General features: G+C 69.6%; 1 protein-coding gene. It reads left to right on the forward strand.

The features are described from left to right. Positions 1-26 precede the first annotated feature (26 nt). Positions 27-20147, forward strand: coding sequence for a leukotoxin LktA family filamentous adhesin (locus tag EAT49_RS15045; RefSeq protein WP_123643122.1), 20121 nt, complete (start codon positions 27-29; stop codon positions 20145-20147). Positions 20148-20373 lie beyond the last annotated feature (226 nt).

The following is a 20373-nucleotide window of genomic DNA, read 5'->3' on the forward strand; positions in this document are numbered from 1 at the left end:
CCTTTCGTCCATCTGCGAGACACGCCATGAGCCAGACCATTCACTCCCAGCCCGCGTCCCGGAAGTCAGTGGTCTGGCGTCGTCTCGCATCCGGAGCCTCCGGTCTCGCGATCGCTCTCTCCGGGGCGATGCCGGCATTGGCGGACGTCCGGGCGGACGGGGCCACGGCGACGACGGTCAATGCCTTGGGCGGCGGCGACTTCGAGGTGACCACCGGCACGATCCGCAACAACACGGCGTTCAACACCTTCGAGGAGTTCAACGTCGACGCGGGCCAGCGCATCGACATGATCCAGCCGGGCTCGACGCAGGCGCTGGTGAACATCATCCGCCAGTCCAGCCCCTCGGCCATCGCGGGGACGGTGCGCGCTCTACAGGAGGGCGTGGTCGGCGGGAATTCGTACTTCGTCAATGCGGACGGGTTCATCGTTACGGGAACCGGCATGATTCAGGCCGGGCGGCTGACAATGTCCTCGCCCTCTCCGGTCTTCGTCGATGCCCTGCATGCCGAGGCAGCGCTCGGTGCTCCTTCGGGGATCGCTCCGACATCGCTGCTTTTCGCGGGTCAGGAGCCGCTCGATGGTGGCGGCGATATCGTCTTCCAGCCGGGCAGCCGGGTGGAGGCGAGCCGTCTCGACCTCCGCGCGGGCGCGCGGATGATCCTCGACGGCAGGATCACCGTCCGCGGCGACGACGCCATGGGAACGATCGCGCCGGCCGTGAACACGTCCGGCCGGCCGGCGGCGGCGGGGGTGTCGGTCAATGCCCAGACCGGCGTGATCCGGCTCTTCGCGCAGGGAGAGATGCGGGTCGGCGGCACGGTCCGCGCCCACCGCGGCGCCTCCACGGACCCGGACTATAGCGGCGGCCTGATCGAGGCGATCCAGGACGATCCCGCCTCGCGCCTCGACGTGGCCGCCGATTTCGACGTCTCGGGCGTGGGCAGCGGCAGTGCCGGCGCGATCACTCTCTTCTCCGAAGGGACCGCCGCGACCGTCGGCGCGATCATCGTCGATGCCAGCGCCACAGCAGGGGACGGCGGGTTCTTCTCCCTCGAAGCGGCGGAGGACATCACGCAATTCACTGGTACCTTCCGGATGGACTCGGCCTCCGGCGCGGCCGGTGTCGTGACGGCCGTCGGCCAGAACGTGACCATCGACGGGTCGATCGTGACCCGTGGTGGCGATCTGGGCATCGCCGCGGTCGAGGATCTGACCGTCGTGACGGGCAGCGGCATCTCCACCCGTGAGAACGGGACCGTCTTGGGAGCGGCCCCGACCGGCGCCGCGGGCGACATGGTGCTCGCCGGCGAGAACGTGACGGTGGACGGCGCGACCCTAAGGGCCGACAGCACCGGAGCCGACAACGGCGGCGTCATCGCCATCACCGCGCGCAACGTCTCGACGGGCATCCTGTGGAATTTCGTGCCCGAGGACGAGATCGCCACGGTCGAGATCACCGATGCCGACATCAAGGGCGGCTCGGTCGTCATCACGGCCCTCGCCCGGGCGCAGAACGTTCTGCAAAGCGATGACGAAGCCGTCGAAGAGCAGATGATCGTCGACAATCTCGAGGCGGTGGACAATGCGAACATCATCGAGGGAACGCTCGACAACACGACGCAGCTGATCGAGGACATCTTCGAACGCGGCGTGCAGACTGCAGTGGATCTTCTTCCAGTGCAGGTGCAGCCGCTGAACGCCGAGGCCACCGTCCGGATCAGCGGATCGACCATCGTCGCTGACGGCAACTGGACCGACCGCAACACCCCCGCCCTGACGCCCAACGACGATGTCGCGTTCGCCGAGAACCAGCAATTCGCGCCCACCGGCCTGCGCGAAGACACCTACCGGCTGATCGGTGGCCCGGATCGGGGGGCAAAGGTCTTCGACGTGGCGCTGCCCACGGCGGCGACTCTCTCCTCCGACAGCCTCGTGGTGCAGAGCCACGCCGCCACCGTGTTCAACATCGCGCCCCTGGCCTATGGCCTCGGGGTCGCGGTGGCGGTCACGGATACGACGTCGCGCACGATCATCGAGAACTCCTCGCTGACCACCACCGCTGGCGACATGCATCTGGCCAGCACGGCGTTCGAGAACCACACGGTCTCCATCGCCGCGAAGAAGGTGCAGGATGTCGCGGCGGCGCTGGTGGTGACGGTGCGCAATCTCGACAACCAGCTGCTGACGCTCGACAGCACCATCGACAGCGCGGGCGATCTGGATGCCGCCGCCTGGACGGGCAAGGCGCACAGCACCAACACCCTGGCCAACGGGGGCCAGGAAGGGCTGGTCGTCGGCGTGGTCAACGTGTCGGTCAGCAATTCGATGACCGAGGCCGCCATCGGCGGCACGATGACAGCCGGCGGCGATGCCGATTTCGACGCCGAGACGCTCTATTTCAATCTCGTGCGCAGCACTGCAGGAACCATGGGCGTGGGCAACCTGCAAAAGGCGGTGGAGCGGCAGGTCGCAAGCCAGCGGCTGGCCGCCTACAACACCGCGCTCGCTCAGCAGGTGGGCCAGACGCCCAAACCCCGGGCCGAACCGCATTTCGGCCTCGCCTTCGCCGTCGACGTGCAACTCGACGACGATCACACCTATGCCACCATCGGCGGACAGTATCGGGATCTGGACGCGGACGGCGCGCTGACGGACCTCGGGACCACGACAGTGACCGCCACGGGGACTGTCTCGCTCGATGCCACCACGCGCTTCGCCAGCCGGGCCGGCGAAGGCGGCGGGACGCTGTCGCGCAGCATCAGTGCCGCCTTCGGCAAGATCAGCAACAGGGCGGCCGAGGCGGCACGGCGGAGAGGGGTCGATCCCGATCAGTTGCTGGGCAGTTTCGACCAGGGCCTGATGTTCAATGCCTCGGTCGGGCTGATGCTGGGCGAGACGCGGGCCGAGATCGGGGCCGATGCCACGGTCACCGCGGACACGGTCGAGGTGCGTGCCCTGACGCGCTATCCGAACGCCGACCCGTTCGGCACGATCGCGGCCCAGTGGGACAATTTCACGACGGACCTGGCCAGTTACCAGGAAGTCGATCCGGACAATCCCGTACCGGATGTCACGACGTCGGCGCCGCAACTGCTCGCGCTGTTCGATCCACTGACTTACCTGACCACGGAGACGAAGGCCAAGGCGACCGCGCAAACCGGCGAGAACTCCACCAACGAGGAGCAGGCGCTGGCCTTTGCCGTCACGGTCGACGTGTTCAACACCGACAACGTGACCGAGGCGGTGATCGCAGACGGCGCCACGGTCAACGCGATTTCGGCGGTGACGGTCGAGGCGGACCAGGAATCCCTGTTCCTGCATCTGGCGAACCTTCCGAAGTCGAATGTCACATCCATCAAGGCGGGCGATTTCATCGGTGCGGCGATCATCGTCTCACGGACCGCCAGCCGGGTGTCGGCGGTGGTCGAGTCGGGCGCGACGGTGACCATCGCGGATGCGACCGACACGAACCGCGGCAACCTTCGTGTCGAGGCCAACACCCGCAACATCGGCGGGATGCTGCCCTTCTCCGGCGGGGGCGGGCGCCAGACCGCGATCAACGCCACCATCGGGGCGCGAATCTCCCAGATGGAGACCGAGGCGCGGATCGGCGACAACGCCCGGATCACGGCTGACGCGGTCGATGTGCTGGCCTCGGATTCGTCGGTCAACTGGGTCGTCGGCGGCGCTGTCTCCACCTCCGAGAACGTGGGCGTCGGCGCCTCGGGCGCGGTGAATTTCGTCACCCGGCGGGTCTATGCGGGGATCGCACCGGACGTGGACGCCGACGGCGTGCAGTTGGCCTCCACCGCGTCGGCGGGCGATACGGTTCTCGATGCGCGGACGCTGAACATCGCGGCGACGAACGACACGGTGGAGGTCACGGTCACGGTCGCGGGTGCCAAGGTCCAGGATGGCAATCCCACGGACGATCCGTCTCCGCCCCAGCAGGACCAGGACGACAAGATCATCCCGGACTGGCTCTTCGCGGATGACGAAGAGGACGCGCTGAACCAGCAGAACACCGTCGACACCCCCGAGGACCCTGACGGCAATCAGCAGCAGACCGGGTGGGCCGTCGCGGGCGCGGCCTCCGTGAACCTGATGCTGGGCAACGTGACCGCGGCGGAGATCGTCACCAACGGCGATATCGACCTGACAGACAGCCTCGACGTGACCGCGACCAACGACATGGTCGCCGTCAACCTCAGCGGCGCGGTCTCGGCGAGCCTGGCCAAGGGGCAGGACACCAACGCGCTGGCGGGCGCCTTCAGCGTCAACGTGGACACGCGCGAGCTGCGCGCCCGGATCCGCGACGCCAACGTGACGGTCTCGGCGGGGTCGGCCACTGTCACGGCGACCGATACGGCCACGGTGGCAAATATCGCCGTGGGCGGGGCGGGCACCTCGCGAGGCTCGATCGCCCTTGCCGGCTCCGTCGCCGTGTCGGTGCTGCTGGGCGGGACCGAGGCGGATGTCGACGGCGCGACGCTAACCTCGGAAGGGCTGACCCTGACCGCCACGGACCGGTCGACCACGGTGTCGGTCGGCGGTGCCGTCGGCGTCAACATGAAGGCCAACGAGGGCGCGGGCGTCGGCATCGGGATCGGCTGGAACCAGATCGACCGGGGTGCGACGGCGCAGGTGCGCGGCGCCAGCGTCATCACCACGAACCAGTTCAGCGCCACCGCCACGTCGGACCAGTCGATCTACGGCTTCGGCATGTCGGTGGGCGGGGGCAACACGGGCATCGCGGGCTCGGTCACCGTCAATGTCATCACCTCGAAGGCCCTGGCGGGCGTGTTCGACACCACCGGCCGGGTCACACTCAATGCCACCGGCGTCACCATCACGGCGACCGAGACGAACACCATCTTCGCGCTGAGCGGCGCGCTGGCAGGCGGGCAGACCACGGCGGTGGGCGCGGCGGTCTCCGTCAACGTCATCGTGGCGGAGGCCCGGACCAGCCTCGCCTCCGCCGATGTGGCGGCGCGCAGCGGCGACGACCTGGGCACGGTGCGTCTGCTGACGGACGCCGACAGCACGATCACCTCCATCGCGGTCGCGGGCGGCGTGTCGCTGAACGGGACCGCCGCCGGCGCGGGGATCAGCACGAACGTCATCACGGCGACCGCCGAGGTCGATGCGACGGACGCGGTCATCACCTACGCGGAGGCCTTCGACGCCGACGCGCAGGCGAACCGGACCATCGCCTCTCTTGCGGGCGCGGTCGCGGTGGCGAGCGGCAACGCCGGCGGCGCTGGCGCGACGCTGAACCTGATCCTCGGAAACACGACGAAGGTGATCCTTCAGGGGGCGACCGTCTCCACCCGGACCGGCGCGCTCACCGCCGATGCGATCTCGACGGACACGATCCGGTCCCTCGCAGCGGCCATCAGCGCCTCGGGCGGCAGCGCGATCAGCGGCGGCATCGCGGTCAACATCATCACCGGCATGGTCGGCGTCGATGCCGACCTGTCCACCCTCACGTCAGGTGCGGGCCTCACGCTGAACTCGACCTCGAACGCCACGATCCAGAGCCTGTCGGGCGGCGCGGCCATCGGAACGGGAGGCAACGCCGTCGGCGCGGCCGTCTCGGCGAACTTCATCAACCAGGACGTCACGATCAGCGCGTTCAGCGCCGACCTCACCGCCACCGACGAGGAATTGCGCGTCGCCACCACCTCGAACGCCACCATCGATGCGCTCGCGGTCGGCCTTTCGGGGGGCAGCGCGAACGCGGTCAGCGGCTCGGTAGCTGTCGGCGACATCGGGAACAACGCGCGGGTCAACCTGGACGGGGCAACGGTCGATGCCGGAACCGGCGGGATCGTCCTGACCGCGACCAAGACCGACCGGATCAGCATCCTGTCGGGCGCCGCCGCATTCAGCGGCAGCAACGCGGTGGGCGGCGCGATCACCGTCGCGCTGATCCACGGCGCGGCGACCGCCGATCTGGTCACGGACGGCGACGTCACCGGCAGCAGCGTCTTGCTTACCGCCTCTAACAGCTCGACCATCGACGCCATCGCCGTGGCGGGCTCGGGCAGCGGCAACGTCGCGGTGTCGGGGTCGGTGGTCTACACCCAGATCGGCCGTCCCTCGCCCTCGGGTCCCTCGATCGCCCCGCTGCCGGGGCCGTCGAGCGAGGATCCGATCACCGAGGCGCAATCGACGATCGAGGACGCGCGCGACGAGGCGGTGGAGACGATCGCCGACACCGTGATCGCCGAGTTCGGATCGCGCGATCCCGCCGTGAGCCGGCCCGTGCTGACGCTCGATACCGACGACATCACCCGCGCCAGGCTGGAACTGTTGGGAGGCGTGCGGACGATCCCGGCGCTGACCGTGAGCGCGACCGAGACGAGCACGATCCGGTCGCTGGCGGGCGGCGGCGCGGGCGGAGGCGTCGGCGGCTTCGGGGCGGGCTTCAGCATCAACCTGCTCTTCGGCAAGACCGAGGCCCAGCTGGCTGTCGCCTACGGATCGGCGGTGGAGGCGGCTTCGATCAACGTCGCCGCAAGCCAGATCGGCACGGTGGAGACCGCGGGCGTCGCCGCGGGCATCGGCGGATCGGCAGGCGGCGCGGGCTCCATCGCGCTGACGATCCTCGACCGCGGGGTGGACGCGGGGATCGTCAGCCGGGGATCGCAACGCACCCGCGACGACCGGGACGACACGCGGATCACGACCGCGGGCGACGCGGTCTCCGTCACAGCGACCCAGACCGGCAGCCTCAAGGCGCTGGCTGGCGCCGTGGCGATCAGCGGCGGCGGCAGCGGCGGCGGGGCCATCGTGGTCAACGTGCTGTCGGACGACGCGGAGGCCAAGGTGGAGGACGTGTCGCTCGACCTTCGTGCGGTGTCCTCGACCGCGCTTTCGGGCGCGGGCGCGGCGACGGTCGCCGCGACCCAGTCGATCAATCAGGAGGCCCTGTCGGCGGCGGCTGGCGGCGGCGCCACGGGCGCCTTTGCGGGCAGCTTTGCCGTCAACGTGGCCGACGGCGAGGTGCTCGCCACGGTCCGGCGCGCGGAAATCCTCGCGGGGTCGATCGGCGTCTCCGCGGTCTCGACCAACACGCTCATGGCGAACGCGGGCGCGGTCGCGGCCGATGGCGGCGCGTCGGTGGGTCTGAGCGTCTCGTCCAACACGACCGCGCAGACGGTGCGGACCTCCATTGCGTCGGGCACGCTGCTGTCGGACCGCAACATCGTGCTGTCCTCGAGATCCACGACCGGCCTCGCCGGAAACGCCGTCGCGGGCGCCTTCTCGGGCGGCGTCGCGGTGACCGGCAGCGGCGTCGGCAATGTCGCCCGCAACACGGTCGAGACGCTGATCACGGCACAGGGCAGCGCGGAGGAATCCGTCGTCGTGGCGCGCGGCAGCGTCGCGGCGTCGGCCAATGCGACGAACAATGTCAGCCTGCTCGGCGGCGCGAACGAGAAGCCTGAGGATGACGCGTCCGAGCCGGGGCTGAACCTGCAGCTCAGCGGCGGCGGGGTCGCCGGGATCGGCGCCTCGGCCAGCGTGAACCTGATCGAGAACACGATCGAGGTGCGGGTCGACGATGCCTCCATCGTCACCGGCCTCGGCTATGAAACGGTCGACGCCGGGCGGCTCGGCCGCGTTTCCGGCGTGGCGCTGGACGCTTACGGCACGACGGGCATGACGATGGTCTCCGCCAACGGCGCCGCCGGCGGCATCGCGGCGGTGACCGCGCTCTTCAGCTTCAACATCATCGACGACACGGCCCGAATCGTCATCGGCTCGGGGACCCGGCCGACCGGCGGCGCCATCAATGCGGTGCTGAGCGCCAGCGCGGATCCGGCAAACCCAGATATCGGCAACATCGTTGGCATCTCCACCGCCAGCGCGTCGCAGCGCGCCGTGCTCGACGCCCGGGTCTTCAACGACATCGAGAACTACTCCGTCGTGCTGGCCGTGGGCGGCACCGCCGGGGTCGGCGTCGCCGCGGGTACCACCCTCGTGTCGAGCACGGCGGAGATCGACGTCAACGTCGGGTCCGTCCAGGCCCGGGGCAATGTCGACATCGCGGCAGAAGTCGACTCGACCCTCGACAACTACGTCATCGGCGCCGGGGGCGGCTTTGTCGGCGTCGCGGGCAGCGCGGGCGTCAACATCATCCGGTCCGAGGCGCTGATCACGCTCACCATGGGCGAGGTCCGGTCGATCGGGGGGGACGTGTCGCTGGGGACGCTGGTCGACACCGAGACCAACAGCTTCGTCGGAAGCTTCGCGGGCGGTCTGGTGGCCGCGGGGGGCGCGGTGCAGGTGAACCTGCTCGACAGCACCTCCCGCATCCGGATCCGCCGCGCGGAAATCGGACCGCCGCCGGCAGGCGGCGACGACCGCGACAGCTTCGTCGAGGCGGGCCGCGACGTGACGATCTCGGCCGAAACCCGGATGACGGGCGGCGGCCAGGCCGTCTCCGGCTCGGGCGGAGGCGCGGCCGTGGCGCTGTCGGCGAACGTCACGCTGGCGGAGGCCACGACAGAGGTCCTGATCGGCGACGGGCAGAAGGTCCTGGCGGATCGCGACATCGACATCGGCGCCGAGGAAGCCCTGACGCTGAACAGCCTCGCGGGCGCGGTCGCCGTCGGCGCTGGCGCCGGCGTGGGCGCCTCGCTCGACTATGTGCGCGTCTCGGGCACCACGCGCGTCATGATCGGAGAGAACGGAACCCTCCGCGCGGGCCGCGATCTCGACCTGACGGCGGAGTCCGTCCGGCGGGTCGACTCGCTGGTCGCGGTGGGCACGGCCAGCATCCTCGCCTCGGTCTCCGCCGCCATCGGCGTGGTGGAGATGGGCGGCGCCGCCGACGACCCGGACGGAGAGACCGCCACGCTGCGCGGCGACGTGGACAGCGAGCTGAAATCCGACCAGTCGACGTCGGGCGGGCTCGAGAGCGGGGAGGACGAATCGAACACGCCCGAGGCCATCGTGAGCTACGCCGGGGGCGACGCCACGCGGACCCGGATCACGACCGAGCGCAGCGCCATCGACGTGCTGTCGGGTCCGGGCGAGGATGTCGTGCGGGTGGAGATCGGCGCCGGCACCAACGTGGAGGCCTCCGGGGACATCCTGATCGACGGCACAGCCCGGACACGGCTGGTGCAGAGAGGCGGCGGCGTCGCGGGCGGCTTCGTCGGGGTCGTCAGCGGCACCACCGTCGCCAACGTCCAGACCGGTGCTGTGGTCGACATCCGCGCCAACACCGATATCGAGGCCGGGGGCGACCTGAGCGTCCGCGCCCGGACGGGCGGCGCTCTCGACACGGTCGGGAACGAGCAGACCGCCATCGAGATGGACACACTGACCGTGGGCGGCGGCGCCGTCGCCGCGGGCGTCGGCGTTTCGGTCGCAAAGCTCCGCAGCCGGGCCGACGTTCTGATCGGCAGCAATGCGCGGCTGGCCGTGGACAGCGCGGCGGACGCGCTGACGATTTCCGCCGAGCGGTCCGAGCGGGTCCGCACCGAGGTGGACAACCTCGTCCTCTCCGGCATCGCGGGCATCGGAGCGGTGGTGGTGAACACCCGCAACGAGGGCCAGGCGCGGATCCTGCGGCAGGGCGGCGGTGTCGATCCGACGCTCCGCGGCGGGGACATCACCCTGTCGGTGCGCGACAGGACCTCGGTGACGGGCACCGGATGGAGCGCCGCGGGCGGCCTTTTCGGCAGCGGCAACGGCGTTGATGTCCGGGCGATCAACAGCGGCCGGGCGGAAATGAACCTGATCGGTCTGAATGTGCAGGGCCGGACCTTCACCCTCACCAACGTCGCCTCGGGCCGGGCCAGCGCGACGGCGTTCGGCGCGTCGGTCGCGGCCGGTCTTGCCGTGGGCGGATCCTATGCCGAAGGCCGGACGACCACGACCGTCAACACGGCGCTGTTCGGCACAATCGAGACCGACAGCGACATCGCGATCACGACGCGGTTCGACGACAGCCTGGGCACCTCTGCCTTTGCCAACGCCGAATCGAGCTCCGGCGCGCTGATCGGGGGCAACGGCGCCGAGGCGCGCGCGCTCCTCGATTACAGCGTGACCTCGACGATCGGCGGCCTGCTGCGCGCGGACCAGGCGGTGACGGTGCTGACGGAAGCGGACGGCGCGAGCGCCCGGGCGGTCGCCACGGGCCGGGTCTTTGGCGCCGTCGCGATCGGCGCCACCATCGCGGAGGCCGGGCAGACGGGGGCGCGGACGGGGGTCGTCACAGCCGACTTCGAGTTCATCAACATCTTCGCGGACCAGGTCGATCTCGGGATCGGAAACGGCCCCGACGTGAGGGCGGACGCCATCGCGGGTTCGGGCGGCCTGATCTCCGGCTCCGGCGCGGAGAATACCGTGCGGACCGGAACGGTCTCGGCGCTGTCGCTCGGAACGACGAGCGCCGCGCTGATCTCGACCGATCTGCTCACGCTGTCGGCCGTACACGACGCGGTTGCGGGCGGTCTCGTGGACACCACGTCCGCCTCCGCCATCGGGGTCTCCGGCGCCCGGTCCCGAAGCGACCATTTCAGCGACATGGACCTCACCATCGGCGGCGGCGCGACGCTGCTCTCGCGCGTTTTCAAGATCGACGTCAGCAACGAGGTCAGGCGCCCCGAGATCGCCGAGAACGAGGGCTTCAACGTCGAGTCGGGGTCGGGCGGGATCGTCGACGTCGCGGCGATGGAAAGCACCGTGGACGTCACCGCGACGACGGACCTGACGATCGTGTCGGGCGCGAGCCTGACACAGCTCGGCCTGCGCGAGGAACTGCTCGGCTTCGAGATGGGCGTGGCCACCAACATGGCGCTCACCGACCGGATGAAGCTCGATTCGGGCGGCGCCATCGCGGTTCCCGTCGGCAACAGCTTCGTGCGGGTGAACACCAACACGGCGAACGTGACCATCGGCGATGTCGACATCTTCGCCACCGGCATCCTGACGATCTACGCGGGCTCGAACAGCGATCTCTATTCCGAGGTGGACACCAAGACCTACGGTCTAGCAGGGGCCGGCGTCGCCAATACCGAGGCGACCTTCAACGCGGTCAACGAGATCACCGTCGGCAGCGGGGCCGAGATCGAGTCGCTCAACGACATCATCATCCAGGCCGGGCACGTCTCGGGCGCCACCCAGTCGGTCACCGTGACCGCCGAGAGCCGCGTGTTCAACAAGACGGCGATCCCGATCCCGACCGACCCCGCGGCCGATGCCACCGCGAACACCTCGTCGCTCGTGAACATCGACGCCGGCGCCCGCGTGATCGCGGTCCGTCATGTGAGCCTCTTTGCGGACGACGGCGGGCGGAACATCCGCGGCTACGGCCGGGGCAAGGACCTCTACCGCGAGGCGCTGGCGGAGATCGGGTCCGCGATCAGCAACGCCTTCGGCGGCGACGACGTGAGCCTCGACATCGAGAGCGGCACGAGCACCGACAACTCGACCGACGTGGTCACCGTGGACGGTTATGTCCGCGCGGGCTCGCGCAACAAGCAGGTGCTGATCCTCGACGAGAACAACCAGCTCGACAATCCGAGCCTCGGCGTATTCAGGCGCCAGTCTTTCACCAACGAGGACGCCGAGGGGATCGAGTTCGAGCTGCGTCTCAACCAGTCCGTCGTCCAGGACATCACCGACCGGATCGCGGAGCTCGAAGCGCTTATCGGCAACCTCGACCTCTCGAACAACGATCCGGTGGCGAAGGCCGCCTGGGAAGCGGAGCTGATCCAGCTCACCGAGCGGCTGCCCGACGTCGATCCGTTCCGCGACGAGATTCATCTCGGCCCGATCGTCGCCCAGGAGGGCAACATCTATCTCCGCGGCGATTCCGTCATCGGAGCGAGCACGGGGACGCTGGAGGCGCCGGGCGACTCGCTCGTTCTGATCCAGACCTATTCCGACGCGACCATCGTCACCGACAGCATCACGATCCCCGACAACGAGGGCGGGCGGATCTTCTTCAACGACAACATCGTCTCGACCCCTGCCCAGGTGGCGGCGCTGTCGCGGTCGCTGACCGGGCCGTTCGACTTCGAGATGATCTCGCGCGAGGACGCGGGGCAGGACGAGGCGCAGGAGCCGCTGATCCAGGTCGAGGCGCTGGGCACGCTTGGCAGCATCCCGAGTGGGTCGGTCGTCGTGGACGGACCGCTCACGAACTTCCGAGGCACGGTCCGGCTGCAATCGCGCGACGAGGACATCGACGTGCGCGCCGATATCGACGCGCTCACCGTTGATGCGACCGCCGGCCGCGACTTCCTGCAGGGCTTCACCCTTGGCTTCACCGAGGTCGACGGCAGCCCCGACGCGATCTATGCCTCGCGGTTCCGGGCGAACCAGGACGCGCGCCGCGCGCTGATCTTCAACGGAATCAACCAGGAATTCCGTCTGTCGACCGGCAACTTCACGCTCGCCCCGCGCGAGGGCCGCATCCGCGCCGGCCGCAACGTCTACATCTCGGCGGACAAGCTGAACATCAACGGCCTGATCCAGGCGGGCACCGGCCAGTTCGACGTGGAACTCGACGCCGGCCTCGGCGCCTTCGTCGATGGTCTGGCAAGCTCGAGAAACCGGATCCTGCTGCACGATCCGCTCGAGACCGACAGCGACCGGATCGTGAAGAACCCGGACATCCGGTCCGACGTGCCCGTCTACTACAACACCGAGACCGGCCGGATCGAGATCGACCCGATGATCGTCCAGGGGGGCCGGGTGATCCTGACCGGCAACATCCTGTCCACGGGTGCCGGCGTGATCCAGTCGCTCGACGGCTTCGGCGTGGTGAACGTGACGAACAATTCGGGCCGGGCGATCCAGCTCAACCGCGTCGATCTCGGCCCGCTCGGGGAGGCTGGCAACGGTGTCGAGGGCCTGATCCGGATCACCGACACGAGCCGGACGATCACCCGCGACGGTCAGAGCGTCTCGCTCACGACCGAATACCGCCGCATCGGCAATGAGGTCCGGGTCTTCGACAACCAGACCGTCAATGTGGAATTCCTCGATTACGGCGACATCCAGGTCAGGGTCGAGACCCCCAGCAACCTCATCCGGACCGTCAACGGCAGGACCGAATCGTTCCAGCCGACCCTGAACCGCGACTACGTCACGATCACCGCCGAGAACGTGTCGCGGACAACCGATTTCCTTCGCAAGGATCTCGTGATCATCGGGATCAGCGGCACCACCGAGGAGAGGGGCACGCCACAGGCGATCCGGTCCACCCCCATCGCCCGGACCGACCTCGGGCAGGGGCCGTATCTGGCGGATTCGCTCGGCGGCGGCGACTACGCCTATGCGTTCTCGGGCGTCGCGGTCACGGGGCCGACGAATGGACCGCAGGAGAATTTCCGCAAGACCCACGACAGTGTCGAATGGTGGAAGTTCGGCTCGGGCTGGCGCCATTTCGAATGGAGCGTCACGCGGACCGCGACCCATCTCTACACCCACCGCCTCAAGGCCGATTACCCCGTGGATATCGTCTTCGGCGGCTCGGACGTCGGCTCCTTCACGGTCAATTCGAACGCCTCGGTCTTCTTCGGCGACAACGTGACGAACTTCGTCGGCGACAGCACCATCACCGCGACCAGCGGCGACATAATGACCACCGGCAAGTCGGTGGTGCTTCAGACCGCGGAGCTGGAACTCAACGCGCCCAATGGCCGGATCGGCAGCCTCTTCGGCAGCTTCCGCATCGACCAGACCGAGGGTGCCACCCTCACGGCGCGCGCGGCCACTTCCATCGACATCCGAGAGATGAACGGCAACATGCTGATCGACGAGATCAGCACCTCGCAGCGCAGCTTCGATCCGAACCGCCGGGTTGTGGGCGGCGTGACGCTGCGGGCGGAGGGCTCCATTGCCCAGTCCACGCTGACCGGCGCGAACGGGATCCTCGCGAGCACGCTCGACATAACCTCCGATACCGGCGGGATCGGCCAGGCCTCGGTGACCGGTCCTTCGATCCTGAACGTGGGCCTCGACGGAACGCTCACCGCACGGGCGCTTGGACAGATCGACATCCGTGACAATATCGGCGACCTCGGCGTCAACACCGTCGCCTCCGCCCTCGGCGGCGTGACGCTGCGGGTGCCGAACGGCGCGCTTCTCGACCGCAACGATGTCGAGACCCGCGACATCCGGACGGAATCGGAGCTGACCGAACTCTACGTACAGGACCTCGCCCTCAACGGCAGCGGCCTCAGCGCCCGCCAGCAGACCCAGATCGACGCGCTGAAGGCAGAGCGAGAGCGGCTCTACGACAGCTACTGGCGGGACCGCGAGGCGGCCGGCGGCGGGCCTCTCGCCTTCACGCTCGATCCCGCGATCCAGCAAAGCCTTCTCGATCCGGATGACGACCCGAGCACGAACGACGGCTGGACCCAGGCCCAGCTCGACGCCTATATCGCCGAGCGCGAGGCGCTCTATGCGCTCTGGAACGCCGACGCCTCCCGCGATCCGGCCTATGTCTATACGCCGACGACCGAGGAAACCGCCCAGATCCTGCAAGGCAGCGAGTGGACGGCGGAGGAGCTGACGCGCTCGATCCGCGCCGGTCTCATCCGTGGCACCGCGGACACGATCAGCCGCGTCGAGGACCCGAACGTCGTCGCCGCCGGCGATATCCGACTCATCGTCTCCACCGAGGTGGGCGAGCTGACGACACCCTACGTCATCCCCGTCTCGCAGGTCGGCCTGACCGCCGAGGACCTGCGCGTGCTCAACAGCGCGGAACGGACCGACGTGATCCGGCTGCCAGACGGCAGCTACGAGATCCAGCAATCCGAGGATTTCGATTTCGCCTTCACCTCCTTCGACGGAGAGGGACGCTCCACCGGCAGGCTCTTCGTGACCGCCGACAACGAGGACATCTTCCTCGGGGGCGAATCCGCGGCCTCGGTCGCCGAGGTCAGGGGCACCCGCGAGGTCCAGCTCAAGATCGACGGCGCGATGACCGACGCCCGGACCGGCGCCACCGCGATCCGCGGCCAGCTCCTCGTGCTCGAGAGCGGCAACACCGCCGCCATCGGCGAGCCCACGAACCCGCTGACGGTCGAGATCCTGACCGGCGGCAGCCTCGTCGCCCGCGGCGGCACTGGCGTCTATATCGACGCGCCGCTCGGCGACATGCCCATCGGCGAGGTGTTCTCCAACGGTCCCGCGGTCGTCACCTCCGCGGGGGCGATCACCGACGTGGTGGGCAGCGGCGTGCCGCGGCTCCAGGCCGGCGACATCACGATGCGCGGCACCAGCGTCGGAACGGAGACGACGCCCTTCATCGTCAACCTGACGGACGTCATCAACGGCCGCATCGACCTCGAGACCACGGTCGGCGACATCTTCTTCACCGCCGCGAGCGGGATGCCTCTGGAGCGGGCGCGCATCGCGGGCGGCGGGCGGATCACCGCGACTGGCGCCGCGTCCTTCACGGGCACCGACACGATCGTCTTCGGCACCGGCGGCACGCTGACGCTGATCCTGCCCGAGGGGGTCGACACCACGACCTCGTCCGGCACGGACATCGAGGGCGGCGCACTCGTCGTCGAGAGCGGCGGCAGCTTCGGCACCGAGGTCAAGCCTATTCAGACCGCCCTCGTCTCGCTCGACTACACGGGGCAGGGGACCGATCCGACGCCGCTCGTCCTGCGCGAGCGTGACGATCTGCGGGTGGAGTCCGTCCTGCAGCCCCTGGGCACGTCTCTCACGGACATCCTCGCGCTCGGCGCGATTTCGGTCGGGATCATCGACTCGCAGGCCCTCGTCCGGCTGGACGGCGCGGCGATCACCGACGGCCGGATCATCGCCTCCGAACTCAGGATGCGGGCGACTGGCGATATCGGCGCGCTCGCGCGGATCGACATCACGACCGGCCGCCTCTTCACGCAGACCACGGACGGCGACGCCTTCCTCCTGATCCGCGACCGGGCGACGGATATCGAGGAAATCACCATCGGCGGCACCGGCGTGCTGTCGCTCACCAGCAGCGACGCGCCGGCCACGCTCCTCGCCGGCCCCGGCATCTCGACCCAGGGCGGCACGCTCGACGCGTCCTTCACGAGCCTGCTGTCCAATGCCGACATCCTCAGCAACGGCGGCGCGCTCACCCTCGGCGTCCTCGGCAACCTGACGCAATCCGCCTTCTCGGACATTCTCAGCGGCGGCGGCGCCCTGTCGGTGACGACGGGCGGCGACCATGTGGTGGGCGAGGACGCGGTGATCGGCAGCGCCGGCGGCGCGCTGGGCGTGACGACCACGGGCGATCTCACGCAGGAGGCGCGGTCGCAGATCCTTGGCGGGGCGGGCCCCGTGACCATCGTGACGGGCGGCAATCACCTGCTGAAGATGGAGGCGGGCGTCTCCGGACGAAGCGTCTCGCTCGACACGACCCTCGACCTCACGCAGGAGACCGACGCCGATATCGCAAGCACCGGCGGCCCGCTCCTCGTCATCACCGGCGGCGACCTGACCCAGGGCCCGCTCGCGGACCTTCTCAGCGGCGGCGGCAGCCTCACGACCGACACGACCGGCACCCACATCCTGGGCGCGGGCGGCCGGATCGCCAGCAGCGGCGGGCCGATCCTGATGACGACGGCGGGCGATCTTCTGCAGCGCGCCGATGGCGACATCCTCGCCGGCACGGGGCCGATCGCGATCGTCACCACCGGCCTTCACGACATGGGCGACGGCGCGGAGATCCTGAGCGAAGGCGGCGATGTGTCGGTCGACACGGGCGGCGACATCACCCGCGGCTCCGAGGCCGACATCGCCAGCGGCGGCGGAGACCTGACCATCACCGCGGGCGCGAACCACCTGATCGGCGAGAACTCGGACACGACCTCCGAAGGCGGCGCGCTGACGCTCCTGACGACGCTCGACCTCACCCAGGGCGCCTTCGCGGACATTCTCAGCGGGGGCGGAGCCCTGTCGGTCACGACCGGCGGCAACCATGTCGTGGGCGAGGACGCGGTGATCGGCAGCGCCGGCGGCGCGCTGGGCGTGACGACCACGGGCAGTCTGACGCAGGAGGCGCGGTCGCAGATCCTTGGCGGGGCGGGCCCCGTGACCATCGTCACGGGCGGCAGCCATCTCCTGAAGATGGAGGCGGGCGTCTCCGGCCTGAGTGTCTCGCTCGACACGACCCTCGACCTCACGCAGGAGACCGATGCCGATATCGAGAGCACCGGCGGCCCGCTGCTCGTGGTCACCGGCGGCAACCTGACCCAAGGCCCGCTCGCCGATCTTCTCAGCGGCGGCGGCAGCCTCACGACCGAAACGACCGGCACCCACATCCTGGGGGCTGGCGGGCGCATCGCCAGCAGCGGCGGGCCGATCCTGATGACGACGGCGGGCGATCTCCTGCAGCGCGAGGACGGCGACATCCTCGGCGGCGCGGGGTCCATCACGATCATCACCACCGACCTCCACGACATGGGCGACGGCGCGGAGATTCTGAGCGAGGGCGGCGAGGTCATCGTCGAGGCTGGCGGCGACATCACCCGCGGCTCCGAGGCCGACATCGCCAGCGGCGGCGGAGACCTGACCATCACCGCGGGCGCGAACCACCTGATCCGCGAGAACTCGGACACGACCTCCGGCGGCGGGACGCTGACGCTCCTGACGACGCTCGACCTGACGCAAGGCGTCTTCGCCGACATCCTCAGCGGCGGCGGCCTGCTCTCGGTCACGACCGGCGGCAACCATGTCGTGGGCGAGGACGCGGTGATCGGCAGCGCCGGCGGCGTTCTGCTCGTGGAGACGGCGGCCGACCTCACGCAGGACGCGCGGTCGCAGATCCTCGGCGGCAGCGGCCCGGTGAGCATCTTCACCGGCGGCGACCACCTGCTGAGGACCGAGGCGGACGTCTCCGGACGAAGCGTGTCGGTCGATACGGCCGGCAACCTCACGCAGCAGACCGACGCCGATATCGCAAGCACCGGCGGCCCGCTCCTCGTCATCACCGGCGGCAACCTGACCCAGGGCCCGCTCGCGGATCTTCTCAGCGGCGGCGGCAGCCTGACGACCGATACGGCCGGGACCCACATCCTGGGCGCGGGCGGCCGGATCGCCAGCAGCGGCGGGCCGATCCTGATGACGACGGCGGGCGATCTTCTGCAACGCGCCGATGGCGACATCCTCGCCGGCACTGGGCCGATCGCGATCGTCACAGACGGTCTCCACAGCATGGCGAACGGGGCCGAGATCATCAGCGAGGGCGGTGAGGTCGGCATCGTCGTCGGCACCGACCTTGTCCGCGGACGCGACGCCAACATCTTCAGCGGCGGCGGAGATCTGGGCATCATCGCGGGCGGCGATCATCTGATCGGTCCCGAAAGCGATACCGGATCCTCCGGCGGCGAGATCGTCATCGCCACGGCGGGCGAGCTGTCGCAGGGCGCGTTCTCGGACATCCGCAGCGGCGGGGGCGACATCACCCTCGCGACGGGCGGCGACCACACCCAGGGCGCCTCCGCCCTCATCCGGTCGGGCGGCGGCGACATCGCCATCCTGACGGACGGCACCCACCGTCAGCGCAGCGGCGCCACCATCGCGAGCGACGGCGGCAGCATCGAGATGCTGGTGAATGGCGCGCTCCGGCAGGCCGCCGGCAGCAGCATCACCGGCGGCACCGGGACGGTCGCGATCAACGTGGGCGGGGGCCTGACCCTGGCGCGGATCGCGACGCTGAACGCCACGCGCTCGGCTCTCGAGCTGGTCGTGGGCGGCCGCGTCGATCTCGCCGCCAACCAGCCCGGCAACCGGCTGATCGCCAACGCGCCGGGCTCCCTCGCCGTGCTCCGGTTCGGCTCGCTCCGCCCGCAGGGGCCGGACGGGCTCCGGACATCCATCGCCCGCCTCGACGCGGTCGTCGGCAGCGGTCCGATGCATATCCAGGAGGCCGACGGCATCCGGCTCGAGAACCTGCGCACCACCGACGGCCAGATCGACGTCTTCGCCCGCGGCGAGGTGCGCGTGGACCGCCTCGTCTCGCAGACGGGCGAGCCGATCACCGTCTCCGCCCTGGGCGACCTGACCTCAAACGGCGCGATCCTCGCGGGCGGCGACGTGCGGCTCTTCGCCTTCGACGGCGCGATCCGCGGCTCCGCCGGCCAGCGGTTCCGCAGCAACACCCAGCCGGGCACGACCGTCTACCTCTACGCCCGGAACGACATCGACTACCTCGAAACGCAAGGCAGCCTCCGCGCCGGCTTCGCGATCAGCGAGACCGGAAGCCTGCGTCTCGGCGCGGAAAGCGGCGGTCTCGATCTCGGCGTTCTCGGCGCCGGCGGCGAGCTGCGCCTGACCGCGACGGGCTCGCTCTCGATCAACACCATCGGGAACGCTGTCGTCGATCTCGCGCCCGAGGTGGAACTCGCCCTCGTGCGGCCCGAATACTACGGCCGCCGCGAGGCCGCGTCGCCGCTCGTGGCGATCCTCACCGCCTCCGGGCCAGGCTCGGCCATCGACGTCAACATGATCTCGGTCCGCGACAGGCTTGTGCTGCAGGCCGACCGGGTGACCGCGGACGTCTCCGACCGGACCCCGGAGGACGGTCTCGTCATGACCATCCGCGGCGGCTCGGAGGAATACGCGGTGACCGATGTCGATGTGTTCGACGCCGGCGTGCCGCTCTTCCTTGCAGATCCCTTCGCCCCGGTGACGCCGCGGCTCGATCCCACGGCGCAGTCCGACGGCGCGCTCACGCTCATCGCCAGCCGGATCGCCAGCGGGGAGGTGACGTTCCAGGGCCAGAGACTCTCCGTGGAGCAGGACAGCCGGATCGGGGGCGACGTATGGTTCCGCCAGCGGTCGTTCGACGTCCTCGCGACCATCGACTACCGCGACCTCGACACGACCGCCGACGCGCAGGTGTTCGATCCGTTCAACCAGACGCTGGAGCTGGTGCTGGAGAACGAGATCGACCTCACCGCCTCGGACACGCTCGTGCTGAACCGGCGGCTCGGCGGGACCGGGGTAAACGGGGGCCAGGGCTTCAACTTCGAGGTCGGCGTGGAAACGGACATCCAGGCGTCCGAATATGCCCGCGGAGAGGGAGAGGGCGGAACCGCGTACTTCATCGTGCCGGGCAACCCCGAAGAGGTCATCACCGTGCGCCTGCCGCTCATCCTGTCCTCGCTCTGACCGGCGATGGGGCGGCACACAGCCGCCCCCATGGTCCTCCACGGCGGGGTCCCACAGGGGGTCGCTCGCCTCGCCCCCGATAGACCGGGCGGTGCAGATGCCGGGGCCCGACGCGACGCCCGGGGACGCAAGGCGGGTGCTGGGGCGGTGCATCCGGGTTGACGCCGCGGCTTCGGGCGGGGAGGAACGGGCCATGGGACAGGTCCGACACGCTCCGCTTTCGCGA

Source organism: Histidinibacterium lentulum (genome assembly GCF_003789055.1).
In the GTDB taxonomy this organism is placed as follows: domain Bacteria; phylum Pseudomonadota; class Alphaproteobacteria; order Rhodobacterales; family Rhodobacteraceae; genus Oceanicola; species Oceanicola lentulus.

Excerpts from the sequence above, each read along its gene's own strand:
- EAT49_RS15045 (WP_123643122.1), top strand. The coding sequence starts at position 27 with ATGAGCCAGACCATTCACTCCCAGCCCGCGTCCCGGAAGTCAGTGGTC.